We start from the raw sequence: 25430 nt of genomic DNA on the forward strand, positions 1-25430 counted from the left end.
TAACACTACATATATAATTACAAATATAATATGAGAAACCTATTCCATAATTTTAAATTAATAAGCTCAGTAATTCATTTTGTGTAAACTTCATTTATGCGAACCCTGACTTTCGGCTAATAACTCAACATAAAAATCCCATAAATAAATTCAAGGCAGATTCCAGCCTTTACGGTATTTATGGGATTTATAAAATTCAGAGCCTTGAAAATCAATAAAAAACATTAATTAGATTATGGCCTCCATTTATTAATAAACTGAGCATATCATATAAACACAAGCTATGTATTTTAATTTTACTACTCTTTATCTATACAAAAAGCAATATAATAAAGTATAAAAGCATAGTATCCATAAAGTTTCAGGAAAATTGGACCAAACAGAAAAATGAATGCGCCTATGGAAAGGTATTAGAAGTCCTTTTCTCTGGGGATTTTGTGCTATATTATAAAACTGATTGTCTGAGCGAAGCGAGTTATCAGTTTTATAATATGTCAAGCACAAAATATCCAGAGAATTAGGACTTCTTATACCTTGGAATTGAAGCATGAGTTTTTCTGTTTGGTCCAATTTTCCGTCCCCTTTATAAAAACTACCCTTTACCCCATCATTCATAACTAAAAAAAGAATGCGTTAAATATAACGCATTCTTTTTTTTATATCCTGTCAAAGCAGTAAAAAAATCCTTTTGTTATCCTAAGCTTAGATATTCAGATTAATCTTCCCAGGAAGCTAAACGTACAAGTTTCTTGTACTTAGCCTTAGCACTTGCCTCAGCCTTAGCAAAGAGTTCTGCCGCTCTTTCAGGATTAGAACGTGCAAGGGAGCTGTATCTAACTTCACTTGAAAGGAATTCCTGATAATCAGCAGTAGGCTCTTTGGAGTCTAACTGGAATGGATTCTTGCCCTGTTCCTCAAGACGGGGATCGAAACGGAAAGTATGCCAGTATCCTGCAGCAACTGCACGTTTCTCTTCTGTCTGAGCACCCTTCATACCACCTTTGATACCATGATTGATACAAGGAGCATAAGCGATGATAAGAGAAGGACCGGGATAGCTTTCAGCCTCAACAAATGCTTTAACACACTGGTTGTAATCAGCACCCTGAGCAATCTGTGCTACATATACATAACCGTAGCTCATAGCGATAGCTGCAAGATCTTTCTTCTTAACTTCTTTACCGGCAGCTGCGAACTGTGCAATCGCACCGGTAGGTGTGGATTTGGAGGACTGACCGCCTGTATTGGAGTAAACCTCTGTATCAAATACAAGGATGTTTACATCTTCACCACTGGCAATAACATGGTCTAAGCCGCCGAAACCGATATCGTAAGCCCATCCGTCACCACCGAAGATCCACTGTGATTTCTTGGATAAGAAATCTCTGTTGGCAAGGATGTTTGCTCTGTCTTCGTTGTCGCATTCACAGCTCTCAAGAGCAGCAATTAATTCTGTGGAAGCAGGAGCATTTAAAGTACTGGAATCTTTTGTAGCAAGGTATTGCTCAAGAGCAGACTTCACATCTGTGTTCTCTACTGTAGTTAACAGAGATTCTGCAGAAGCGATAAGACGTTTTCTTAAAGCTTTCTGAGCAAGTGCCATACCATAGCCGTACTCTGCATTATCCTCGAATAAGGAGTTAGCCCATGCGGGACCTTTTCCTTCTCTATTTACTGTATAAGGAGTGGAAGGTGCACTGCCGCCCCAGATAGAGGAGCATCCGGTAGCATTGGAGATGTACATTCTGTCTCCGAATAACTGTGTAGCAAGTTTAGCATAAGGTGTTTCACCGCAGCCTGCGCAGGCACCGGAGAACTCAAGTAAAGGTTTCTTGAACTGGCTGCCCTTAACAGTTGTCTCTTTGAACTTAGCAACAACTTCATCAGGGAATCCAATTTCAACGCCGTAATCAAATAACTTCTGTGAATCCAGCTGAGTGTCAAGGCTTTCCATTGTAAGAGCCTTCTCACCTTTCTTGCCGGGACAAACATTAGCACAAGATCCGCAACCCTGGCAATCCAGAGCGGATACGGAGATAGCAAATTTGTAACCAGCCATACCGGTCAAATCAACATAAGTTGAACCTTCAGGAGCATTTGCAGCCTGAGCCTCTGTCATAGCAACAGGACGAATGGATGCATGAGGGCAAACATAAGAACAGAAATTACACTGTATACAGTTATCAGGATTCCACATAGGAACATCAACTGCAATACCACGTTTTTCAAATGCAGCAGAACCTAAGGGGAAAGTACCGTCTGCCATCTCTACGAAAGTGGAAACTGGTAAGCTGTATCCATCCTGTGCATTAACAACATTCTGAATCTTATTTACATAGTCAACGATTTCTCTTCTGGAACCAGTTGCTTCGCTTAAGAGGCTTTCATCTTCAGCATTAGCCCAGGAAGCAGGAACCTGAATTTCTTTTACATCTGTGATACCACGATCGATAGCATCATGGTTCATCTTAACAACAGCGTCACCCTTCTTGCTGTAAGAAGCAGTAGCAGCAGCTTTCATATATTTAACCGCATCTTCAACGGGAATGATGTTTGCTAATTTGAAGAAAGCTGCCTGTAATACAGTGTTGATACGTCCGCCAAGGCCGATTTCCTTACCAATGCTGATACCGTCGATGGTGTAGAATTTGATGTTGTGCTCAGCGATATAACGCTTAACCTGTCCAGGTAAGTGAGCTTCGATCTCTTCCATTGACCAGCCGCAGTTAAGTAAGAAGGAACCGCCTTCTTTTAAATCCTGAACCATGTTGTATTTTCTAACATAAGAAGGATTATGACAAGCAACAAAGTTCGCCTGGCTTACAAGGTATGTAGATTTGATAGGAGCTTTACCGAAACGTAAGTGGGAAGTAGTGATACCACCTGATTTCTTGGAATCATAATCGAAATAAGCCTGAGCATACATGTCTGTATGGTCACCGATAATCTTGATGGAGTTCTTGTTAGCACCTACTGTACCATCCGCACCAAGTCCCCAGAATTTGCAGCTGATAGTTGCTTCAGGAGTTGTGTTGAATTTCTTGGTTGTTTCAAGTGAAAGGTGAGTAACATCATCAACGATACCGATTGTAAATTTCTTTTTCTCTGTATTTTTATAAACAGAAGCAATCTGTCCGGGAGTAGTATCTTTGGAACCTAAACCGTAACGACCTGTTAATACAGGAATGTCCTTGAATTTAGTATCCTTTAAGGCAGCTACGATATCTAACCATAAAGGCTCACCAAGAGCTCCGGGCTCTTTTGTTCTGTCAAGTACGCTGAGCTGCTTAACGGAATCAGGAATAACATCCAGTAAGTGTTTTACGGAGAAAGGTCTGTAAAGTCTTACTTTGATTAAACCAACTTTAGCGCCTTCTGCTACTAAGTAATCAATTGTCTCTTCAATGGTATCACATACGGAACCCATAGCGATGATTACATGCTCAGCATCAGGAGCGCCATAGTAATTGAACAGTTTGTAATCTGTTCCGATTTTGGCATTTACTTTATTCATATATTCTTCTACAATACCGGGAACGGCATCATAGTAAGGATTACTTGCTTCTCTTGCCTGGAAGAAAATGTCGGGGTTCTGTGCAGTACCGCGTGTTACAGGGTGCTCAGGATTTAATGCGCGCTTACGGAAAGCAGCAACAGCATCTAAGTCAGTCATTTCTTTTAAATCTTCATAATCCCAGGTCTCAACCTTCTGAATCTCATGAGAAGTTCTGAAACCGTCGAAGAAATGAAGGAAAGGAACGCGGGCTTTAATAGTGGAAAGATGTGCTACAGCACCTAAATCCATAACTTCCTGTACATTTCCGGAACAAAGCATTGCAAAACCTGTCTGGCGGCATGCATAAACGTCGGAGTGATCACCGAAGATAGACAGCGCGTGGCTTGCTAATGCACGGGCAGAAACGTCAATAACGCAAGGGAGTAATTCACCTGCGATTTTGTACATGTTGGGAATCATTAAAAGAAGACCCTGTGATGCAGTAAAAGTTGTAGTTAATGCACCGGCCTGTAAGGAACCGTGTACTGTACCAGCTGCACCAGCTTCGGATTGCATTTCACTTACCTGAACTTCATGTCCGAAAATGTTTTTTCTTCCCTGCGCAGACCATGCGTCAGTTACTTCAGCCATAACTGAAGATGGTGTGATTGGATAGATAGCTGCAACATCGGTAAACGCATAGGAGACATGAGCTGCGGCATTATTTCCATCCATGGTTTTCATTTTTCTAGCCATGTTATATTATCCTCCTTGATGAATGCAGTAATCGAGAGAGTTTAGAATACAACAAAAATAATGAGTCACCTCATTGTGCGCCTCAATTACTGAACATTGTTAATTATGTAACTAGCTTTATTTGGTAAAGAACCGATTTCCCGCAAACCTGAAAATAAGAAAATCCAGTGGAATACCTATAGTAGAGAATAACACTATTCGACAGTCGTGTAAAGAGTTAATTCGTACTTATTCAAATTTTTAATAAATCACTCCTTACTCTTTTTTACTGCGATAAAACTAGTAAAAAACACCAAAATCGTCATTAAATATGAAGGAATTCCTGTAATATGTTCTATGAAATTGTTACAAAATCTGCAAAATCATTAAATTAAAATATATAATAATTTTGGTATAAAAGTCACAATAAAGTTAATCATAACTTGCGGAATAATTTTTGTTAAACCATGATAATATATAAAGTACCGTAAGAGACATCAGCAAAATTATTGACAACATACTAGTGATAAGTTATAATACTTTGAATGTATCGTTAATACGATTGAAACGGAGGAAGGGTGTTTAAATATGGCAGAAAAAAAGAACATTTTGACCTATGAGGGATTAAGACTTTTAGAGAATGAATTACAGGATTTAAAAGTCAACAAACGTAAAGAGGTTGCACAGAAGATAAAAGAAGCCAGAGAGCAGGGTGATTTATCCGAGAATGCAGAATATGATGCAGCAAAAGACGAGCAGAGAGAAATTGAAGCAAGAATTGAAGAGATAGATAAAATCCTGAAAAACGCTGAAGTCGTTGTAGAAGACGAAGTTGAGGTTGACGTAATTAATATAGGCTGTAAAGTTAGAATACTTGACATAGAATTTGATGATGAGATGGAATATAAAATCGTAGGTTCTACGGAAGCAAATAGTCTTAAAGGAAAGATCTCCAATGAATCACCGGTCGGAAGAGCATTGATTGGTGCACGAGTTGGGGATATTGTTAATGTTGAGACTCATTCCGGTATGTTAGAGTACAAGATACTGGAAATACAGAAGTCCAACTAATGCAGATCCAACTGATGTAAAAAGGAAAGGATGAAGAAAAGTGGCTGAGGAAAAGATACAGGCGCAGGAAAAGGTGCAGACAGAGCAGGAGCTAAATGAGCTTTTGAAGGTAAGAAGGAACAAGCTTTCCGAATTAAAGGAAAACGGCAAGGATCCTTTTCAGATAATGAAATACCAGGTAACACACCAGTCAAAGGATATCGAAGCTGAATTTGAAACCCTGGAAGGCAAGGAAGTATCCATTGCCGGACGTATCATGTCCAAACGTGTAATGGGTAAGGCCTCTTTTTGCAATATCCAGGATATCAAGGGAAATATCCAGGTGTATGTAAGAAAGGACGCAATCGGAGAAGAACTTTATGCTGAGTTCAAGAAATATGACATGGGTGATATCGTTGGTATTACCGGTGAGGTATTTAAGACTCATACAGAAGAGATTTCCGTAAAGGTTACAAGCATTGTTCTTTTAACAAAGAGCCTTCAGATACTGCCTGAAAAATATCACGGACTGAAGGATACCGATGTCAGATATCGTCAGAGATATGTTGACTTGATCGTGAATCCGGAAGTAAAGGATACCTTTATCAAACGTTCACTCATCATCAGAGAAATCAGAAAGTATCTGGATGGAAAGAACTTTATTGAGGTAGAGACACCTGTTCTGGTTCCTAATGCAGGCGGAGCAGCCGCAAAACCTTTCTTCACTCACCATAACGCGCTGGATGAAGACATTCATTTACGTATTTCCTTAGAGTTATATCTGAAGAGACTGATCGTCGGCGGACTTGAGAGAGTGTATGAAATCGGAAGAGTATTCCGTAATGAGGGTCTTTCCGTAAGACACAATCCTGAGTTTACACTGTTGGAGCTCTATCAGGCTTATACAGATTATTATGGTATGATGGATCTTGCAGAAGAGCTGTACCGTACCGTTGCTCAGAATGTACTCGGCACAACTACAATATCCTATGATGGTGTTATTATAGACTTAAGCAAGCCTTTCGAGAGAATGACCATGTTAGAGGCTGTTAAGAAATATTCCGGTGTTGATTTCTCTGAGGTTAAAACAGAGGAAGAAGCAAAAGCAATTGCGAAAGAGCATCATGTTGCATTTGAAGACAGACATAAGAAGGGTGATATCATCAATCTTTTCTTCGAGGAGTTCGTAGAAGAGAATCTGGTACAGCCAACCTTTATCATGGATCATCCGGTAGAGATTTCACCGCTTGCCAAGAGAAAGCCGGAAGCACCTGACTTTACTGAGAGATTTGAGTTATTTATAACAAAGAGGGAGATGGCGAATGCATTCTCTGAATTAAATGATCCCATTGATCAGAGAGGCCGTTTTGAGGCACAGGAGGCTTTAAAGGCTGCGGGTGATGAAGAAGCTAATTCTATGGATGAAGATTTCTTGACGGCATTGGAATATGGTATGCCGCCGACTGGTGGTATTGGTATTGGAATTGACCGTCTTGTAATGCTGCTGACGGATTCTGCGGCGATCAGGGATGTACTTTTGTTTCCGACGATGAAGAGCTTGGAGAAATAAAGCTAGTAAAATCAACGGTTTGTGAGATTAAGTGGTAAGATTTACGACCATTTTACGACCAATATAAGAGGACACGTTCAAATAGAATCTCTGAAAATGGAGATTCTATTTTTTATCACATGCTTAGAGAATGATAGAAAATAGTCCATCCCCCATGGACAAATGAGCACAGAGTAAATTTTATGGTGATTTTAAATGTATTATATTTCTCCTGAATTTTAGCATTATTATTGATAAGAAGGAACACCTTGATTTTAGTATGGAGAAAGCAAAGCTTCAGGAATGGATTAATTACGCTTTAGAACTTGGAGCAAGAAAAGCAGATATACAATACGGAGATTGGGCTGTAATGCTCGACCCAGAGGGACATCCATTTTGCTTTGATGTAGTGTAAGTACATAAAGTCTTAAGAAACCATAGGCTATTGAGTTGATATTCTATGGTTTTTTGTTAAGCTTTTATTCAGTTAGATTACAATTAACTTCTGTTATGTAGTGACTTTTGTCAAGTGTAAATTTTGAAAAAATCACTTTTGTGTTTTCCAATGACTGAGAGCATATGGAAAAAGCCTTAGACGTAACAGCTTCCGGCTTTGACCACTCTGTTATACGTGGAATGGTTACCACAGGTCAATGGTCCGCCGTGAGTTCTACTGTCTAATGGCGTGAATCAAAGTATTTTATTACGATGGCACATAGAAGTCTCGTAGATAACTCGAACCATAAAGGTTTTCTAAAGCTTCTTCCATATGTCCTCAGTCGTTGGTGGAGCCTAAAGTGCGCTTACGAAGAACGAGAGATTTTTATGATCTGATTACCTATTGAAATTTCATAGTATGATCCACAATCTCTGCACATGTTAGATTTTGTCCAAGGACCTTCAAAGATAACATAAGTAGTAGAAGATCCGTCATCCAATGTGACTAATAAGCAATTGGTTGTTTTAACTTTCCATCCAGGATTATTATCTTCATAGTATTTTATTTGTGGTTCCGATAAGTGAGAATCGAGTATCTTATAGTTCATATACATGGTTCCTTTCTCAATATATTTGATATAATTTATGCAAGTGCATGCATAATAATTGGAGAATCAGATCCTAAATAATCAAGAGCACGTAAAGTATTATAATTGATCCATTCTTCTGAATCGGTTTCTTCGAAGCCTTCTTCTTCAACAAGCCATCTAACCATTTTGTCATAATCATAGATGGCACGTTTATCTTCTTTGATGCCTACTAAGGCATCATCGTAGGAGTAATCAGTTAAGAGTTTTATGCCATTTAGATCATAATCAGCTAATTTATCAAAACTTTTCATATCTATTGTTTCCTTTCTTGATAAAATTATCGGAACATAAATTGTGTGTCATCATCAATCCAGAGGTGCATACCGTCAGCAGTTAGTATTGCGTGATCGGAATGAACTTCTGTGAGGATTCCTTGTGTGATACTGTCCCCATCAAATTCATAAGTTTCATAAATAGTTACTCTTCCTACATTCCAATTTCTCCAGTTTTTTCGGATTATTTCACCACTAACATTTCTCTCTACAAAAGTTAGCAAAGCAAGTAGACTTTCTGTCTTTTGATCTGCATCGCACTCAGATACAAAAATGGAATAGTAGAGATCTTCTGAATCGGGTTGATAAAATAAGCGGAAATAATCTAATGCATCGCGGCGGGTTTTGAATTCAAAGATTTTGACCATCTTTTCGTTTCGATATTCAAATTTTACAAAGTATCGGTTATTCATTTGTAATCTCCTTGCAACGGTCAACGCCGTAGATAACGTTGAGTCCGGAGCCTTTGTCCCAATATACCATGATGCTTCCGGTATCATCGACACCAATGACGGTGCCACGTGTGCCCACCGGAGGGGCCTGTGCGTCGTCCATTTGAACTAGCTCGACACGTGTACCAGTCGGATAAAGGCGGCGCTGGCGGGCCACCTGTTCCTTATGTGGAAATTGCATGGCCTTCACCTCCTTTGAATGCGCTGTTGCCCGGAAGATATCTCATCAGGATTTTGCGGTCTGCTTTGTACTCGTCACCGATGAAGCCAAGGCGAAGAAGGAAGCAGCGGAAACAGTAGCGTTCATTGTCCACTGGCTTTTCCGTGGCGCTGATGCGTTTCTGCTTTACACTCATTTCGCAAATGGCTGCGATGAAGTTGCTGTAGGCTTTGTTTTCTTCCAGCTCAGGCAGTTCGTTGAACCAAGGGAAGGAAATGCTGTCCTTGTTTAGCTCAAAGCGTAGGTCCTCGATATGCAGGGCGTGCTTGATGAGGAAACTTTGGCATCCAGAAGGTTGGTGAGGTTTCCAACCTTGAACTTATCTAGCGGAAGGGTGATGCTAAGTCCAGTCTCTTCTGTAGAAGCTACTTCATCATGTGTTGTCATATATCAATTACGAACACACCACGTGGGCACGAAGATGGTGAATTGAGTATGAATTGATATGTGAATTGAGTTGTGAATTGATATATGAGTCCAAATCACGCTATGGAAATTTGATAAAAGCCAAAAATGTTCTTAACACAAATATTAAATTTGACAAATGGACATGCGGTGATATAATATTTAATAGGTTTTTGACCTGAACAGACCTGAACAGTGTTGTTCCTTTTTTGTCAAAACTAGTATATAAAATGGCCTATGTCAGATTGGGTCTCGTTTGGCTCATCGTGGTTCATCATGGTTCAAAAACGGAAGGAGTTGTGCTTCGTGGAATTTAAAGATTTTTTATCAATATTGAAAAAGCGAATATCTGATGGTGCAGATGTTCCTTATTTTTTCCGTGATTTGATAGCCATGATTACAGATGTGTCAGAAGATGAGTGGGGTACACAAAAGGACTCATCAACCAAATTGACAAAAGAAAACACGCTTCGAAATTATTCAAAGCGTCGATTAAGCAAAAAATTTGCAGAGAGTATTGTTTATAGACTCGATAAAGATTTATTTGTAGATTCAATTAACCAAAGGCCAAAGACAGTTAGAGAACTTTTGGCAGATGATTTTAGAGCCGAATATAGGTGAACTTTTAGCAGATTGTTTTGTTGAGATAATTCGTTCTGCAGCTGCCCTGTTCAGCAAGCATTGTTAGAGAATTTATCTCTTGAAAAAGGGATAGTTGATGTTCTAAAAAAGGTTAAAAAGCTGAATCAGAAGGATTTATCTAATGCTTCTCTTGACCCTAAAGAGATAACGCAAAAAATAAATCCAGAAGACGATTTTGCACTGTATTTGACAATCAATTCTTATGTTAATGCGTATTATGTTCGCATGAGAGAGATTATGACAAATGCAGATAAACATGGCGAGGATTCTTTGTTTTCGACTCAGCGTAAGCCTCCGTACATTCACTTTAATCGTTATGACAGCTATAAATTTGAAACTCCTAAGGATACAGGTACAGGTTCAAATTATAAAAGAATGATAGTATACGATTTGGCGATATTGTTTACTACTGCGCTTCCGGCATTGGCCCATTATTCTTTGCTCTTCAAGTATCTGGAAAAGAATGTCGAGGATGGAATTATCAGAATATATGATAGTACTAAAAAGCAGGTGTTTATTGCTTACGATAAACAAGGAGATTGTAGGCCTGAGACAAGAGAAACATTAGAAAGAAACTGTGTTCTCAGACTCTCAAATGATAATTGCGAACTATATGGAAGGTCATGGAATATAGAGGAGTAAAACCAGTATGAAGATGTGTTATAATAAATTATGGAAGTTACTGATCGACAAAAACATGAAAAAATCGGATTTGAGAAAGAACGCAGGAATCAGTTCATCTTCTCTTGCAAAGCTAGGTAAAGATGAAAATGTTACCACAGAAGTGTTAGCAAAAATCTGTAATGAACTCAAATGTGATGTAAGTGATATTATGGAATTTGTACCTGATGAAAGTAAATAGATACTCGGTTTAACTAGGAATCGATTAATTATGAAAGGGATCTGCAAATGAAAACAAAAAGCTTGCCACCCTATGCGCCTACTTTAATCGAGTCAACAAGAGCAATTGGATATTCTCTTGAGGCAGCAGTGGCCGATATTATTGATAACAGTATCGCAGCGAATGCAAAGAATGTTGATATATATTTTTTCCCGGTAGACGGTGCATATATTGCTATTCTTGATAATGGGAAAGGAATGACTGAGGAAGAAATTGATATTGCTATGCAATATGGAAGTAAGAATCCAACTGAAGAAAGGGATAAAAAAGATTTAGGACGTTTTGGCTTAGGATTAAAGACAGCATCGTTGTCTCAGTGTAGATGTCTGACTGTTATTTCCAAGCAAGGAGGTGAATTAGAGGGACGTCAATGGGATATAGATCATGTTACAGAAGTAGGAGATTGGTCTTTAATTGTACTTGATGAAGACGAATTAAATCAGCTTCCACAGATTGATGAATTAAAAAAATATGAAACTGGAACACTAGTGATTTGGCAGAAACTAGATCGCTTGAAGGCGGGAGAAATCAATTTTGAACTATCACTAGGACGTAAAATTGACAGGGTTAGAGATCACCTGTCTCTTGTTTATCATAGATACATAGCCGGTGAATCCGGGATCACTAAACTTAAGCTGTCAATAAATGGAGAAAAAGTAAAAGCAATTGATCCGTTTTTGACTGAGAAAAGTGTGCAGGCAATGGATGATGAGAGCCTGGTCATACAAGGCAATAAAATATTAGTACGGGCATATATTCTTCCGCATATATCCAAGCTCACAGCGGATGAAATAAAAATGCTGGGTGGTAAAGATGGTCTTAGAAAACAGCAAGGCTTCTATGTTTATAGGAATAAAAGATTATTAGTATGGGGAACTTGGTTCAGAATGATGAGGCAGGGAGATTTATCAAAACTTGCCAGAATTCGTGTCGATATTCCCAACACATTAGATGATCTATGGACCCTGGATATAAAGAAATCATCCGCATTACCACCTGCAGAGGTTAGAAAAAATTTAGAAATAATAATAACCCAAATTGCAGAGCGAAGCAAAAGAACATGGACATTCAGGGGAAAAAAAGAAGTAAGCGATACGGAAACTCATGTGTGGAATCGAATGAAAAACAAGCAGGGTGGATTTTATTATGAAGTTAATCGCGATCATCCGCTTGTACAGCAATTGGTGAAAGCTAATCCGAATATGGAAACATCGATATATGCTTTGCTACAGCAGATTGAGATTGGGCTACCTCTTAATCAGCTATATGTTGATCTAAATAATGATGAACAGATCATAAATGATAACGAGCAATCAGATATTGAAATAAAAAAATCATTAGAGGATATGATTACTATGTGTGCAGGAAAGCAGGAAAAATGCAATCTGCTGGATGCTGTTGCTGGTATTGAACCATATTCTGCGCACACTCAAATAATAGAAAAACTAAAGGAGGAAATTTTAGAAAATGAGTAATCCTTATATTGAACAAGTAGAGAATATCATCTCAGCATTTATTAATAATGTTTACAAAGAGATTCCTCCGACAGAAGAAGAATTTTTAGAAAAAGCAACTTTGTTAAGAAATGCAAATGCTCCAATAATGCCGGTTTCTGATGAAGAGTTTAAAGAGATTATAACTAGGCTTAAAGAATCATTAGTTATTCAAATGGATGTTGGTGTATTTATCAATGATCGAAATAACGGTCATCAGTCCTGGTTACCGTCTAAGCGAGCTGACTTTGATTTCTTTTTTTGGAACAGATATAAAAAATACCTTGAAGAAATTAAACATTGGAATCCAAGAGTTACAACTAATTTAGGAAAAGTTTCCGATGAGATATTAGATTTATGCGGCGACCCATCAGAAGATCATTTTGCAATAAAGGGATTAGTGTTGGGTGATGTGCAGTCTGGTAAAACAGCAAACTATACAGCTATTTGCAATAAGGCTGCAGATACTGGCTACAGAATTATTATTGTTTTAGCTGGTATGCAGGAGAATTTGCGTAAGCAAACTCAGGAAAGATTGGATGCCGAATGTACTGGAAGAAAAAGTGAATATTACCTTGATCCTAAAGCCGAACAGGGAATAAAAAATCAACCAGTTGGCGTAGGAAGATACGGTACTGATAAAAAAATAGTTGCTTTTACTTCTGTGACTAAGGACTTTGATAGCGGTATTCTTAGAAATAATAATTTAGGTATCGAAAACGTTAATTGTCCTGTTATTTTGGTAGTGAAGAAGAATAAGAGGATTCTCAACAATTTGATTAAATGGTTATCAGATAATAACACGCAAAATGCTGCGGGACAGATTGATCTTCCGCTTTTGCTTATTGATGATGAGGCTGACAATGCATCTGTTAATACGAAAGATGAGGATTCTCAGCCGGCCGCAATTAATGATTGCATTAGACGTTTGCTGAATCTTTTTAGCAAGACAACATATTTAGGGATTACGGCAACACCTTTTGCGAACATTTTTATTGATCCAGAAAAAGATGATGATCTATTTCCGGCTGATTTTATCTATGCACTTTCTGCTCCAACTAACTATATTGGTGCTGATAGAATCTTTGGAGACAACTCAGATAGTGATCATATGCTTCAGGAAATTGACATCGAAGAGCTAGAAGCGTGTTTCCCTCCTTCGCATAAAAAGGATTTTATTGTTGAGGAATTGCCAGAAGATTTATATGAAGCATCATATTATTTCTTGTTATTAAATGCATTTCGTGATTATAGAGGCGATCTCACTGACAACAGGTCTATGATGGTACATATTAGTCGCTTCACAAATGTGCAGAATCAAATACAAGAAATGATGAATGTATGGTTAGATCAGGTGAAATCAGACGTTCGAAATTATGCCAAGTTACCGTTAGATCAAAGTGATAAAATAAGAAACATTAAGGCATTGCATGTTGTTTGGGATAAGTATAATTTAAGCGGAATTGTTGGAATCGAATGGGAAGACTTGCTTAAAAACTACTTACATAAAGCAATTTCTCCTATTGAGGTGCGTGCTGTGAATATGAAGACAGGAGCAGCAAGCTTAGACTATTTTAATCACAAGAGTGACGGTTTACGTGTTATTGCTGTAGGTGGAAATAGTATGTCCAGAGGACTGACATTAGAGGGCTTGGGAGTAACCTACTTCCATCGTAATACGAAGATGTATGATACTTTATTACAGATGGGACGTTGGTTCGGCTATAGACCTAACTACGGTGATGTTGTAAAGGTTTGGATGACACCAGAAGCTATTGACTGGTATGGACAAATTACCAGAGCTACAGCAGAGCTTAAGGAAGAAATCTCAAAAATGAGAAATGCAAATCAAACACCTAGAGATTTTGGTTTAAAAGTACGACAAGACCCTGGTGCTTTAATTGTAACTGCACGAAACAAAATGCGTACAGCTACAGATTTAACATGTCCTGTTACTGTGTCTGGTAATTTATTGGAGACACCTAGATTAAAGGCATCAAAGAATATTTTGGCTTCGAATGAGACTGCTTTTAAGAATTTTGTAAATTCGTTGAATAGCATTGGAAACAGATTTTTAGATGAGGATCGTACAAAGGGACATTATTACTGGAAGAATGTCCCAGGTGATAATGTTGCTCAACTGCTGTTAGACTTTGAAACAAATCCATGGCACTTAAATTTTAATGGTAGAGCACTGGCCGAATTTATAGAAAGTCACTATTGGAGTAACGGTTGGGATGTAGTATTGATAAAATCTGGAACTGGAATCCCGTATGATGAATTGCTACAGTGTGGTGATGAAACGCTGGTGATCGAGGGGACAGAAAAAAGAAAAATATTAGCAGATAAGAAAATGATCAGTGTGAGTGGAACAAAGCTTCGTGTTGGAGCTGGTGGTTGTACTCGAATTGGATTAACTAAAGATGAAATCCAGAAAGCAGAAAAAGTGTATAGATCCATACCGAATAACGAGAATAAGGAAAATATACCTGATAAGGCTTACTTGATACCTGATAGAGATCCTATTCTGATGTTACATGTGATTCAAGCTGATTATTCAAAAGCGGAGAATAAAGATTTACCTGAATTTTTGTTCGCTCTAGGAGTTGGATTCCCAAAAACTAGTGGAACTACTGAAACCGCAAACTATAAAGTCAATCTGATTGAATTAAGAAACTGGGTAGATGTTTATGATAATTATGACGATGACGATGAGGATATGTGATGAGCAGTAAAGAAAATGAACTAAGAGAAAAATGGAATACTATCAATTATTACTCTGGTGGCGCGTTGAAGTTGTCTGTAAATCACCCACTTGAATGGTATGTTCGCTACGCATCACCAGAGCATAAGTCGGTTGTAATAGTAAGCCAAAAAGCAATAAAAAAGATCGATTCTTCAAAGTGTATTGATGCTTCATGTAATCAGCGAAAAGATGGTAAGTATGCGATAGCTTTTACACTGATGGATAGGAAACAAGAAGATGTTTTCATTACAATGGCGGGAGATATTATTGAGTATTCAAATGTGGATACTGATGATATTGCACTGCTAAAAGTGCTACGAAGATACAATGCGTGGCTCAAACTATTAGATCATAAAAGCAATGCAGTTTTAGGAAGCAACACACAGAAAGGTCTTATAGGCGAGTTATTATTCTTGAAAGAAAAGATTGAAGCTGGAATGCTACCATCGGTAGCATTGGCTGGATGGGTTGGACCAGAAGGAGCGGATCAAGATTTTGTATATGCTGGATGCTGGCATGAAATCAAATCTACCGGAGCTTCATCTGCTGAAATTTCTATCTCATCTGTTGAACAAATAGATAGAGATGATGAGGGGGAATTAGTTGTCTATCGAATTGATAAATGTGCGCCAGATCAGCCAAAGTCATTCACATTATACGGATTGGTTCATACGGTAATTGATTTGATTTCAAGGAATGGTGATAACCCGGATGAACTAGTATTAAAACTAGGATCTGCAGGATATATTGATATGAAAGAGTATGATAAGCAACATTTTTGCATGTCTTCGAAACAATTTTATTCTGTAAACGATACATTTCCTAGAGTAAGAAGAAAAGATATTCCTGTGGAAATAACAAATATGGAATATCGGATTGATATACCTAGCATCAAAAGCTGGGAAAAGTAAAAAAGTGGGAGGATGTCAAACATGGATTCTACCGAATTTAAAAAGGATTTTATAGAAAGTATCAAAACTGCAGCAGCGGTTACTGGTGAAGGATCATGTGCATCCTTTGTAGAAAATATGGCACAGTATCTAATAGATGCGGAGTCCTTATCTGATTTTACGCCTTCTTTTTATAAAGGTAAGAATGGACGTAGTAATTATAGAGTAGACGGATATGTTTATGATGAATTTGATAATACAATGAATCTTATCATCGCAGATTTCGATGGAAATGATTTGGAACGTCGACTCACAGGAACAGCCGCAAATAAGAATTTTGGTTTACTCTTGAAATTTCTTGATGCTGCATTAACAACCGATTTATACCAAGAAATAGAGATGAGTACACCATGTGCGGACTTGGTGGACCTTTTAAGATATAACAAGAAGGCGATTCGAAAATACCGTTTCCTTGTATTTACCGATGCGGATATGAGTGCTGCTATAAAAACAGTTGAAATCGATGATTACAATTCAATTCCCGTTGAAGGACAAATTTGGGACATTGATCGTTTGTTCAGAGTTTGCTGTTCAGAACAAGGCCGTCAAATTATTGAAATTGATTTTAAGGAATATTGTGGTGAAGGCATACCATGTATTGAAGCTAGCTCTGCATCTACAGAACAGTATAGTAGTTATTTGGGAGTGATTCCAGGAACTGTTTTGGCTAACATTTATGATAAATATGGTAGTAAGCTTTTGGAAGGAAATGTCAGATCTTTCTTATCTACTAAAGTAGCGGTAAATAAGAAAATCAGAGGAACAATTCTGAATAATCCTCAAATGTTTTTTGCGTTCAACAATGGAATTTCAGCAACGGCTATGGACGTTGAGATAGAAGATACCAATCACGGAAGATTTATAACGTTTGTTAGAGATTTTCAGATTATTAATGGTGGACAGACGACAGCGTCTATCTCAAATGCAAGATATAAGGATAAGGCAGACTTATCATCTATTTATGTGCAGATGAAATTAACTTCAATTGATGAATCGACGCCAGAGGAGTCGGATGAATTAATTAGGAATATCTCTAGATCTTCAAATAGTCAGAATAAAGTTAGCGATGCAGACTTCTTTGCATCTCATCCGTTTCATCGACGTATGGAACAGATTTCAAGACACTTGTTTGCACCAGCATCGGAAGGTGCTCAGTATGAGACAAAATGGTTTTATGAAAGGGCAAGAGGACAGTACTTGCAAGAGCAAATGCGCTTAACACCTGCAAAGAAAAAACAATTTGAACTACAGCATCCTAAAAATAAGGTGATTAAGAAAACGGACCTAGCAAAAGTTCAAAATACATGGAGAGGATTCCCACAGGTTGTCAGTAAAGGTGCACAGACCAATTTTAATGCGTTTGCAGAAGATATAGATGAACAGTGGAATGTAAATGATGAACAGTTTAATGAGAGATATTTCCAAACCACGGCCGCATTGATTCTTTTGTTCCAATATCTAGAGAAAACCATACCAAAGCAGCCTTGGTATGAGGGTGGATATCGTGCGAACATCATTTATTATACTTTGGCACAATTCAGAAGATTATTACATAATCAATACCAGGGTCAGGAACTTGATCTGATGTTAATTTGGAACAGACAAAGTGTGCCTGAACAAGTGGGAATTGTTTTGATTGCGTTGGCAGAATTGGTTCTTCTTAGAATAACTGATCCATCAAGAAAAGTTGCGAATGTTACTCAATGGTGTAAGAGAAATGATTGTTGGGAAGATGTGAAAAAGATCCAGCTTGACATTCCTGAAGATATCGAAAATTGCTTAATCACTATTGACGAGCAAAAGGCGGCACAGAAATCTGCAAAAAAAGAGCAGAAGGTTGTAAATGAAATTCAGGCTCAGACAACGGTTGTAAATTATCCTGTAGAAATGTGGATGAGGCTATCAGAGTTTGTTGTAAGGAATCATATGGTTACACCCACGGACGTATCTGCATTAGTGATTGCTTGTAAAATGCCTGCCGAAATACCAAACACTTATCAATGCAAGAGATTACTTGCATTGTTACGCAAAGCCTCCGCAGAAGGCTTTAATACTGAAGCGTAATGGAGGAACTATGTATAATACGATAGATTTGTTTGCTGGTGCTGGGGGACTAAGTCTTGGCTTTATGCAAACAAAAAAATTTGATATAAAAGTTGCATTTGAATTTAATCCTGCTATGCAGGAAACATATAAGAAAAATCATCCAGGGGTGGCTGTATTTGGAGACGTTAGAGACGCTGACTATGCAGAGATAAGAGAAAAATACGGCGATATCGATGTTGTAATTGGCGGTCCTCCCTGTCAGGGATTTTCCAATGCTAATAGGCAAAAAAATCATGCGATTAGTCAAAACAACTCATTGGTGAAACAGTATATTAGAGCAATTTCAGAACTCAAACCAAAGGCATTCGTAATGGAAAATGTGAGCATGCTTAGATCGGATGTTCATAGATTCTATTTATGTGGTGATGATCAAGAATTAGTAGATAGTAATGTAATTGAAACAGCTAATACAGAACTGGTATTACTTGATGCTGATTTTATGTTTGTTGGTGCGATTGATATTGTGCAATCGGAGCAAGAAGTTAGCAAATATAAGTGGGATGATTTTGACAATCTTGAGTTAAATGTAATTTATAAGGCTTCAAAAAATGCTACTAAATTTAAAGGAGTATTAGAAAAACATAAAGCGCGTTTAATAAAAATCGCAGAGAAGCACAGAGATCATAATGAAGAAGACTTTATTATCAACGCGGATTGGGTTGCATTTAACGCAATGCTGGATTTTTATGCTGGGAAAATAGGAGAATCTCAAATTAAAGAATTGATTGAACCAGCAATTATGTACCAAAGAATGATAAGAAAGGCCCAGGAAATATTTGATAACGATATAGTAGTTGATAGTTATACAGATGATAAAGGGTTAACTGCTAATATTCGTTCATATGCGGTTTTTGATTATTTAAAGGCAAAACTAAAAGGTACTGGTGATAACGATGGATATGCGATTTCTGCAGATGTTCTTTCGGCGACACAGTTTGGTGCACCACAGAAGAGAATGCGTTTTGTAGTAATGGGAATTCGTAAAGATATTTCAGATGAAGTGAAACTTCCAGAAGGAAAATTTAAGGATGGCCCATATCGAACTGTTGAGGATGCAATTAAAGATTTGGAAGATGTTGATCCGATCTACAATGTATCCGACGATAATGAGGGTATTAAGCTACAAGAAAAATCAGACTTGAGTGAGCTGGCACAATCGCTTAGAGACTCTGAGATTTTGCATAATCATATCATAACTAAAACTACAGAAACTGCTATGGAGCGTTTTAGAGCACTAGATCAGGGTCAGAATTTTCATTCGTTATCTGATGAAATGAAGACAAACACTTATACAGATGTTACAAGAACTCAGAATACGATTTATTTGCGATTAAAATATGATGAGCCATCAGGTACAGTTGTCAACGTGCGTAAATCGATGTGGGTGCATCCTACACAAGATAGAGCTGTAAGTATTAGAGAGGCTGCACGCTTGCAGACGTTTCCGGATAGTTTTGTCTTTTGTGGAACGAAAGACAAACAATATCAACAGGTAGGAAATGCGGTGCCTCCTATAATGGCAAAAGCTATAGCTAAAAAACTAGCTAATCAGCTGAACAAAGCATTAACCAAGAGATAAGGAGTAATTAGTATGAGCCGAAGAGAGTACTATTTTGATTCCATTTATAATTTTATATCAGAGAAAGAAGACTCTGTTCTCGGCCAATTATTGATTAATGACGAGTTTGAAACATCCGATCTTCAAAAGATGGCATGGAGATCGGAGATTCAGATTCTGAAGAAACAATTATCCGAATTTATGCACGGCGATATTATTTTTGAATATACCATTCCAAGAATGGGACATAGGGTTGATGTGGTCTGTGTAATAGAAGGAATTATAATTCTTCTAGAGTTTAAGGTTGGAGATAAAGAATACAAGAAAGCTACTTCGGATCAGGTAATGGATTATGCATTAGATTTAAAGTATTTTCATGAGCAAAGTAGAAGTAGATACATTGTCCCGATTAATGTTTCGACTAAAGCTTCTGAGCAACAGAACGAGTATTACTGTATGGCGGACAATATTTATAATACTGTTTTGTGTAATGAGAAAAACATTGGAAGAACTATACGAGAGATTATCTCACAAATTAAGGACAGCCTTTTAGATACACAAGCTTGGATAGATTCAAGATATGCACCTACACCTACTATTATTGAAGCTGCACAGGCACTATATAGAAAACATGAAGTAGAAGTCATCTCTAGAAATGATGCGGGTGCAAAGAATCTGACGATAACTACAGAAGCTATTTCTAAGATAATCGATCAGTGCAAAAATAATAATGAAAAAGCAATATGCTTTGTTACAGGCGTTCCAGGTGCTGGGAAAACACTAGCCGGCCTAAATATTGCAAATGAACGTCATCATTTTAATGAAGATGAACATGCAGTTTTCCTTTCGGGAAATGGCCCGCTTGTTGACGTTTTGCAAAACGCGCTAGCAATAGACCGGGCGGAGAGAGAAGGAATAACAAAGAAAAATGCTCTGCGAGAAACAAAAGCCTTTATTCAAATTATTCATAAATTTAGAGATGAGGCTTTAACTACAGACCTGGCTCCAGTAGAGAGTGTGGCAATTTTTGATGAAGCTCAAAGAGCATGGAATAAAGAGTCGCTTGCTGATTTTATGAAGCGAAAAAAAGGAATACCTGAATTTAATCAGTCAGAACCTGAATTTTTGATAAGTATTATGGACCGACATAAGGATTGGGCTGTTATTGTTTGCCTTGTTGGTGGTGGACAAGAAATATACAACGGAGAGGCAGGAATTCAGGATTGGTTTGACACTCTGTCGGAGAATTATCAAGACTGGAAAGTCTACCTTTCAGATAAGATCACAGATACAGAATACGTTGGCGAATCAGATATTTCGACGTTATTACATGGTAGGGAATATCAATGCATTTCTGATTTGCATTTAGGGGTTTCACTACGCTCTTTTAGAAGTGAAAAATTAGCTCTTTTTGTGAAACTGTTGTTAGATGAAAAGTCAGAAGAGGCAAAAAATATTTATTTTGAGCTTAAACAATCATATCCGATTTTTCTGACGCGCGATTTTGAAATCGCAAAAAAATGGGTGAAAGATCAAGCGCGTGGAACTGAAAGGTATGGACTTTTAGCAAGCTCAGAAGGAAAAAGGTTGCGAGCTGAAGGTATATGGGTTCCGTCAGATATCAATCATGTGGGTTGGTTTTTGAATGGAAAGGATAATGTTGACTCATCATATTATTTAGAAGTGGCTGCATCTGAATTCAAAGTTCAAGGTTTAGAGGTCGATTATGCGGTATTAGCATGGGATTCTGATTTAAGATACACGACAAATGGATTTGACTATTACAAATTTAGAGGAACTAAATGGAACCATGTTAACCAAGAACAAAGACAGCGATATCTTAAAAACGCATACCGTGTTTTGCTGACCAGAGCAAGACAAGGATTAATTATTTATATTCCTGAAGGTTCAGATGAAGATCCATCAAGAAATCCTGATTACTACAACAGAACGTATAGATATTTAAAAGATACGGGAATAGAAGAAGTTAAGGGGTGATATTTTTGAAGGACACAAAGTATGAAGATCTAAATAAAACGCTAGCTGCAGTTGGTAAAGCTGTATTTGTGAATTTTTATTATGACTTCAAAGATTTTTCTATTCCGAGTGATGAATTGGCAAAGAAGATTTATTCACGGAATCCAGGTTCGAAGTCAGATAGTCAAAACTTTCGAATTCCAAGAGCAAGACATATATTTGAGTTAGGACAGGAGAAGGAAGCCTTACGTATCATTATTAAAAGTAAACGAGTAGATCCGAAAGCAATAGAAAAAGCTAAAGATATATTGGATAAAGAAACTATTAGTGAAGGGTTTCAGAAAGAGAGCGTAGAGGAACGACGATTTATCGAACACTTCAACAAAGAGATTCAATATGATATTACGCTAAGAGAAGCTCCCTTAATTGCAGAGAGAACACAATACATATATCCTCGAAAACAATATGAGTCTAAGAATGCTTTGAGACGAGCACAGTATTTATGCGAAGTAGATAATTCACATTTTGTTTTTAAACGAAGAAATAGTCCCAATAATTATACAGAGCCACATCATTTGATTCCATTATCCGCCTACCGTGATTTTCCTGGAATTGATTTAGATCGAGAGCAGAATATTGTGTCACTCTGTAGTAACTGTCATAATCTGTTGCATTATGGTTCGGCGTATAAAGATGTGTTGCATGATTTATATCAACAAAGAAAAGAGCTATTAGAGGAAATCGGTATAACAATATCTTTTGAGCAACTGTTAAGCTATTACTAAACCTTTTAATTTTGCCATACTTTTTAATTATTAGAAGCAGAGGTGTCGCTTTGCAGTAACTAAAATGAAATACAATGCAAATTATGTCACAATTGGTTGGTACCAGAGCGGGCATGCATACAGGAAAGAACCCAGAAATAGCTCTATTTCACGCTGTTTCTGGGCTTTACCTACATATATGGTTGTATTAAAGATTGCGTTTTGATTGAAGGTGTAGATATTGTAGAAGTGAATCAGGTAATTATGCTTCGTCCTACGCAGTCGCCAATCGTATTTATTCAGCAACTTGGAAGGGGACTTAGAAAAGCCGAAGAGAAAGAATATGTTGTTATTCTTGATTTTATTGGAAACTATAACAATAACTTTATGATACCAATTGCCTTATCCGGTGATCGTTCTTATAATCCAGATACCATTCGTAAATATGTGATTAGTGGTAACAGTACAATTCCTGGATCTTCGACGGTTCATTTTGATGAGATTGCAAAGGATAAGATTTTTTCTTCCATTGATAAGATTAAGGGTATGAAATCCATCATCAAAGAAAGTTATATTTCTTTGAAAAATAAAATAGGCAGAGTACCTTATCTACTTGATTTTTATGAAAATGGAGAGATTGATCCACTACTAATTATAAGGGAATATAAGTCGTATCAAAGCTTTTTGGAGTCGGTTGAGAAGGAGCTATATTTAGGAAAAGTAACAGAGCAGGAAGTGATTACTCTGGAGTACTTGTCAAAGACAATTCTCAGTGGATCAAGGCCTTATGAGCTTGAAATATTAAAATATTTATTAGATAATGATGAGATTAATCTGGATCAAATAAAACAAGAGTTTCGAACGTCTTATGGCTATGAAATTGAAATGCATTCCTTTGAAAATGCGATCGAAGTACTTCAGGGTAAATTTGTGAGCAACGAAGACGAGCTTAAAAAGTACAGTCATATTGATATTATATGTTATGATGAAGATAGCTTGCTTAAGAGACTTAAAGGTTTTGCTGATCGTTTGAGACACAAGGAATTTTATAAACAAGTAAATGATATCGTAGAAGTAGGGCTTAGAAGATATAAAGAAAAATATTCTGTAGATCAGGCGAAGAATTCTCCATTTGTACTATATGAAAAATACTCTAGGCGCGATGTGAGCCTTTTGATGAACTGTGGAAAGGATCTATCATCTACTATGTATGGAATGAAGCGTATAGATGATGATGCATTTATTTTTGTAACGTAAGCGCAAAATAATTTTTTACTAAAGCAAAAAACCAGCCATTTGGGCTGGTCAGGCTAATTTATAATTATATAGCACATATATGTTTCACTTGTTCACTCCACGGTAGGTAGTTTTCAAGTTCTTCATTTGACATATTTCCAGATGGTCTTACGTTGAGAAGAAATTCAAGATATTTATATATGTTTATGCCATTCGCTTTGGCCATTTCGCATAGACTGTAACAGATAGCTAATGCATCGGCTCCGTCAGTGGAATTACTAAATAACCAGTTTTTTCTGCCAATAACAAAGGCCTTCATCTCTTGTTCGGATAGATTGTTGCTTAAACTACAATGACCATCTAAAAGATATGTCATCATGTAATCTCGGCGGTTTTGTAAATAAGTTATAGCTTTGGCTAGGCGAGAACCTTTTCGTGGCAACTGCATATCTGCCCATGACAAAAAAGCCTCAAGTATTGGTTTCTCCTTCTTAAGACGCATTTCTTTCTTCTGATCAGGGGTATATCCTTGTTGCTTGAATCTGCGCTCATAGCTAAAAAGCTTATCACAGTACTCACGCCCCTGTACAGCAGGATTGTTCATGTCATTCTTATAATCTGCAGGAATGGCATCTATAAAGTATCTTCTAAGATGAGCATAACAGCAGCAACGCTTCATATCATGCAACTTGTTATATCCTTGATAGCCATCGGTCATTATATAACCAGTGAATCCATTCATGAAATCCTCTGCATGTCCTCCCGCCCTGGTTTCATGGTACTTATAAAGGATTATTGGTGGCTTATCATCTTCACCACTCCGAAAGAGCCACATATAGGAATCTGTTTGGGCCCGTCGTTCCTTCTCATTAAGAACCTGAAGTCTTGTTTCATCTGCCATTGCAAAACTTCTTTGGAGAAGTAGCTTATGGCACAGATCGTATATAGAGGTGAAATAAAGCTTGGTGCAATTGATTATCCAGTTGGCCATAGTAGCTCTGGATAACTCCAAGCCGTATTGCTGCCAGTCCTTTTCCTGACGATAAGTAGGTACACAGTTTGCCATCTTCTGATAAATGACTTCAGCTACTATAGAAGGTGATGCAAATGTATGCTTCATTAATCCAGTCGGAACAGGTGCCTTGATTACTCTGGTTTCAATTCCGTTCACTTTGCAGTTAGGACAGGCATATTTATTGGCGAAGTGTTTTACAACAACAAGTTCAGGTTTATGAAAAATAACTTCTTGGCGAATGAACTCCTTGCCTATAATCTCAAGTTCTGTTCCACAGACATCACAGAAACGATCAGCTTCATTAATGACGTGTATTTCTTCTTTATGTGGCAGATGGTCAAGCTTATCCTTAAGTTTTGTCTTAGCCTTGCGGATGTGCTCTTGTATTATAATCTCATCTGATTCTATAGTATCAAATGGAGAAGGAGCATTCAAGCCAAGACATGCAAACATATTTAATTGTCCGTCTATATCTGGGATATGTTTTTTCTCACTAGAAGTACCAAAGAGCATCTTTCTAAAATAAGAGAGTTCTTCATTAGCATTAGCTAGCAGACGTCTTATGGCAGAAAGTTCCTCTGTATTCCTTTCTAGCTGAATACGAAGTGAATGATTATCATCACGAAGATATTTATTTGAATCTTTTAGCTCACAAATAAGCATTTCCATAGTATCTTTTGTCATGAAAGAATCTCCTTACTTTGATACTATAAGTATAACACAAAACAGCCAACAAATCCAGTAAATACAAGGAATTATCAGCTGTATGCAAAAG

At 37.5% G+C, this 25430-nt stretch carries 20 protein-coding genes; 15 read left to right on the top strand and 5 right to left on the bottom strand.

Annotated elements, in window-relative coordinates:
* Positions 1 to 715: 715 nt before the first annotated feature.
* Positions 716 to 4252, bottom strand: coding sequence for a pyruvate:ferredoxin (flavodoxin) oxidoreductase (gene nifJ, locus BR73_RS0105565; RefSeq protein WP_033164716.1), 3537 nt, complete (start codon positions 4250 to 4252; stop codon positions 716 to 718).
* 567 nt (positions 4253 to 4819) lie between these two features.
* Between nifJ and greA the strand changes: the two genes are divergently transcribed.
* From greA to BR73_RS29055, 3 genes are all read left to right on the top strand, one after another.
* Positions 4820 to 5302 (top strand): transcription elongation factor GreA, encoded by a 483-nt coding sequence (greA, locus tag BR73_RS0105570; protein ID WP_033164717.1) that lies wholly within the window; start codon positions 4820 to 4822, stop codon positions 5300 to 5302.
* A 40-nt stretch (positions 5303 to 5342) separates the two neighbouring features.
* Positions 5343 to 6851, top strand: a complete 1509-nt coding sequence (gene lysS / locus BR73_RS0105575; protein ID WP_033164718.1) for a lysine--tRNA ligase — start codon at positions 5343 to 5345, stop codon at positions 6849 to 6851.
* A 229-nt stretch (positions 6852 to 7080) separates the two neighbouring features.
* A complete protein-coding gene (locus tag BR73_RS29055) occupies positions 7081 to 7245 on the top strand; it encodes a VOC family protein (RefSeq protein WP_278248537.1) in 165 nt (54 codons plus the stop codon).
* A 666-nt stretch (positions 7246 to 7911) separates the two neighbouring features.
* On the opposite strand, the gene BR73_RS0105580 is transcribed toward BR73_RS29055, so the two are convergent.
* Genes BR73_RS0105580 through BR73_RS0105590 form a run of 3 tightly spaced genes read right to left on the bottom strand, consistent with a single transcriptional unit; the run spans position 7912 to position 8823 of the window.
* Positions 7912 to 8169 (bottom strand): hypothetical protein, encoded by a 258-nt coding sequence (locus BR73_RS0105580; protein ID WP_033164719.1) that lies wholly within the window; start codon positions 8167 to 8169, stop codon positions 7912 to 7914.
* Positions 8170 to 8195: 26 nt separating this feature from the next.
* On the bottom strand, positions 8196 to 8603 hold the full coding sequence (locus BR73_RS0105585; RefSeq protein WP_033164720.1) for a hypothetical protein: 408 nt from the start codon (positions 8601 to 8603) through the stop codon (positions 8196 to 8198).
* Positions 8596 to 8823 (bottom strand): DUF4314 domain-containing protein, encoded by a 228-nt coding sequence (locus BR73_RS0105590; protein ID WP_033164721.1) that lies wholly within the window; start codon positions 8821 to 8823, stop codon positions 8596 to 8598. The genes BR73_RS0105585 and BR73_RS0105590 overlap by 8 nt, the downstream gene beginning before the upstream one ends.
* Between BR73_RS0105590 and BR73_RS29760 the strand changes: the two genes are divergently transcribed.
* The 12 genes from BR73_RS29760 (at position 8822) to BR73_RS0105650 (ending at position 23661) form a co-directional block, all read left to right on the top strand.
* On the top strand, positions 8822 to 9094 hold the full coding sequence (locus BR73_RS29760) for a hypothetical protein (RefSeq protein WP_033164722.1): 273 nt from the start codon (positions 8822 to 8824) through the stop codon (positions 9092 to 9094). The two genes, BR73_RS0105590 and BR73_RS29760, sit on opposite strands and share 2 nt — an antisense overlap.
* Positions 9095 to 9573: 479 nt before the next feature.
* Positions 9574 to 9888, top strand: coding sequence for a hypothetical protein (locus BR73_RS0105600; RefSeq protein ID WP_033164723.1), 315 nt, complete (start codon positions 9574 to 9576; stop codon positions 9886 to 9888).
* 60 nt (positions 9889 to 9948) lie between these two features.
* Complete coding sequence (locus BR73_RS0105605) at positions 9949 to 10551, top strand: ABC-three component system protein (RefSeq protein WP_033164724.1); 603 nt, start codon at positions 9949 to 9951, stop codon at positions 10549 to 10551.
* A 7-nt stretch (positions 10552 to 10558) separates the two neighbouring features.
* On the top strand, positions 10559 to 10771 hold the full coding sequence (locus BR73_RS0105610; protein ID WP_033164725.1) for a helix-turn-helix transcriptional regulator: 213 nt from the start codon (positions 10559 to 10561) through the stop codon (positions 10769 to 10771).
* 47 nt (positions 10772 to 10818) lie between these two features.
* A complete protein-coding gene (locus BR73_RS0105615; RefSeq protein WP_033164726.1) occupies positions 10819 to 12285 on the top strand; it encodes an ATP-binding protein in 1467 nt (488 codons plus the stop codon).
* On the top strand, positions 12278 to 15028 hold the full coding sequence (locus tag BR73_RS0105620; RefSeq protein WP_033164727.1) for a Z1 domain-containing protein: 2751 nt from the start codon (positions 12278 to 12280) through the stop codon (positions 15026 to 15028). The genes BR73_RS0105615 and BR73_RS0105620 overlap by 8 nt, the downstream gene beginning before the upstream one ends.
* Entirely contained in the window at positions 15028 to 15960 is a 933-nt protein-coding gene (locus BR73_RS0105625) for a PD-(D/E)XK motif protein (RefSeq protein WP_033164728.1), read from the top strand. Before BR73_RS0105620 ends, BR73_RS0105625 begins: the two co-directional genes overlap by 1 nt.
* A 21-nt stretch (positions 15961 to 15981) precedes the next feature.
* The gene (locus BR73_RS0105630; protein WP_033164729.1) at positions 15982 to 18063 is read left to right on the top strand and encodes an AIPR family protein; all 2082 of its coding nucleotides are present in this window, start codon (positions 15982 to 15984) and stop codon (positions 18061 to 18063) included.
* 10 nt (positions 18064 to 18073) lie between these two features.
* On the top strand, positions 18074 to 19684 hold the full coding sequence (locus BR73_RS0105635) for a DNA cytosine methyltransferase (RefSeq protein ID WP_033164730.1): 1611 nt from the start codon (positions 18074 to 18076) through the stop codon (positions 19682 to 19684).
* Between the two features lie 12 nt (positions 19685 to 19696).
* A complete protein-coding gene (locus BR73_RS0105640) occupies positions 19697 to 21661 on the top strand; it encodes a DUF2075 domain-containing protein (RefSeq protein WP_033164731.1) in 1965 nt (654 codons plus the stop codon).
* A 5-nt stretch (positions 21662 to 21666) separates the two neighbouring features.
* Positions 21667 to 22425 carry an HNH endonuclease gene (locus BR73_RS0105645; RefSeq protein WP_033167123.1) on the top strand — a complete coding sequence of 253 codons (759 nt, stop codon included), beginning with the start codon at positions 21667 to 21669 and terminating at the stop codon, positions 22423 to 22425.
* Positions 22426 to 22626: 201 nt separating this feature from the next.
* Positions 22627 to 23661, top strand: a complete 1035-nt coding sequence (locus BR73_RS0105650) for a DUF3427 domain-containing protein (protein ID WP_242860628.1) — start codon at positions 22627 to 22629, stop codon at positions 23659 to 23661.
* A gap of 64 nt (positions 23662 to 23725) precedes the next feature.
* On the opposite strand, the gene BR73_RS0105655 is transcribed toward BR73_RS0105650, so the two are convergent.
* A complete protein-coding gene (locus BR73_RS0105655) occupies positions 23726 to 25339 on the bottom strand; it encodes an IS66 family transposase (RefSeq protein WP_033164733.1) in 1614 nt (537 codons plus the stop codon).
* Between the last annotated feature and the right edge of the window lie 91 nt (positions 25340 to 25430).

It is taken from the genome of Clostridium sp. KNHs205 (assembly GCF_000702945.1).
Taxonomy (GTDB): domain Bacteria; phylum Bacillota; class Clostridia; order Lachnospirales; family Lachnospiraceae; genus Anaerocolumna.

What these genes read in the sequence shown, in the direction of transcription:
- BR73_RS0105610 (WP_033164725.1), top strand. Translation starts at nt 10,559, where the DNA reads ATGAAGATGTGTTATAATAAATTATGGAAGTTACTGATCGACAAAAAC.
- BR73_RS0105580 (WP_033164719.1), bottom strand. Translation starts at nt 8,169, where the DNA reads ATGAAAAGTTTTGATAAATTAGCTGATTATGATCTAAATGGCATAAAA.
- BR73_RS0105635 (WP_033164730.1), top strand. Translation starts at nt 18,074, where the DNA reads ATGTATAATACGATAGATTTGTTTGCTGGTGCTGGGGGACTAAGTCTT.
- BR73_RS0105590 (WP_033164721.1), bottom strand. Translation starts at nt 8,823, where the DNA reads ATGCAATTTCCACATAAGGAACAGGTGGCCCGCCAGCGCCGCCTTTAT.
- nifJ (WP_033164716.1), bottom strand. Translation starts at nt 4,252, where the DNA reads ATGGCTAGAAAAATGAAAACCATGGATGGAAATAATGCCGCAGCTCAT.
- BR73_RS29760 (WP_033164722.1), top strand. Translation starts at nt 8,822, where the DNA reads ATGGCCTTCACCTCCTTTGAATGCGCTGTTGCCCGGAAGATATCTCAT.
- BR73_RS0105655 (WP_033164733.1), bottom strand. Translation starts at nt 25,339, where the DNA reads ATGACAAAAGATACTATGGAAATGCTTATTTGTGAGCTAAAAGATTCA.
- BR73_RS0105625 (WP_033164728.1), top strand. Translation starts at nt 15,028, where the DNA reads ATGAGCAGTAAAGAAAATGAACTAAGAGAAAAATGGAATACTATCAAT.
- BR73_RS0105640 (WP_033164731.1), top strand. Translation starts at nt 19,697, where the DNA reads ATGAGCCGAAGAGAGTACTATTTTGATTCCATTTATAATTTTATATCA.
- BR73_RS0105615 (WP_033164726.1), top strand. Translation starts at nt 10,819, where the DNA reads ATGAAAACAAAAAGCTTGCCACCCTATGCGCCTACTTTAATCGAGTCA.
- greA (WP_033164717.1), top strand. Translation starts at nt 4,820, where the DNA reads ATGGCAGAAAAAAAGAACATTTTGACCTATGAGGGATTAAGACTTTTA.
- BR73_RS0105620 (WP_033164727.1), top strand. Translation starts at nt 12,278, where the DNA reads ATGAGTAATCCTTATATTGAACAAGTAGAGAATATCATCTCAGCATTT.
- BR73_RS0105630 (WP_033164729.1), top strand. Translation starts at nt 15,982, where the DNA reads ATGGATTCTACCGAATTTAAAAAGGATTTTATAGAAAGTATCAAAACT.
- BR73_RS0105585 (WP_033164720.1), bottom strand. Translation starts at nt 8,603, where the DNA reads ATGAATAACCGATACTTTGTAAAATTTGAATATCGAAACGAAAAGATG.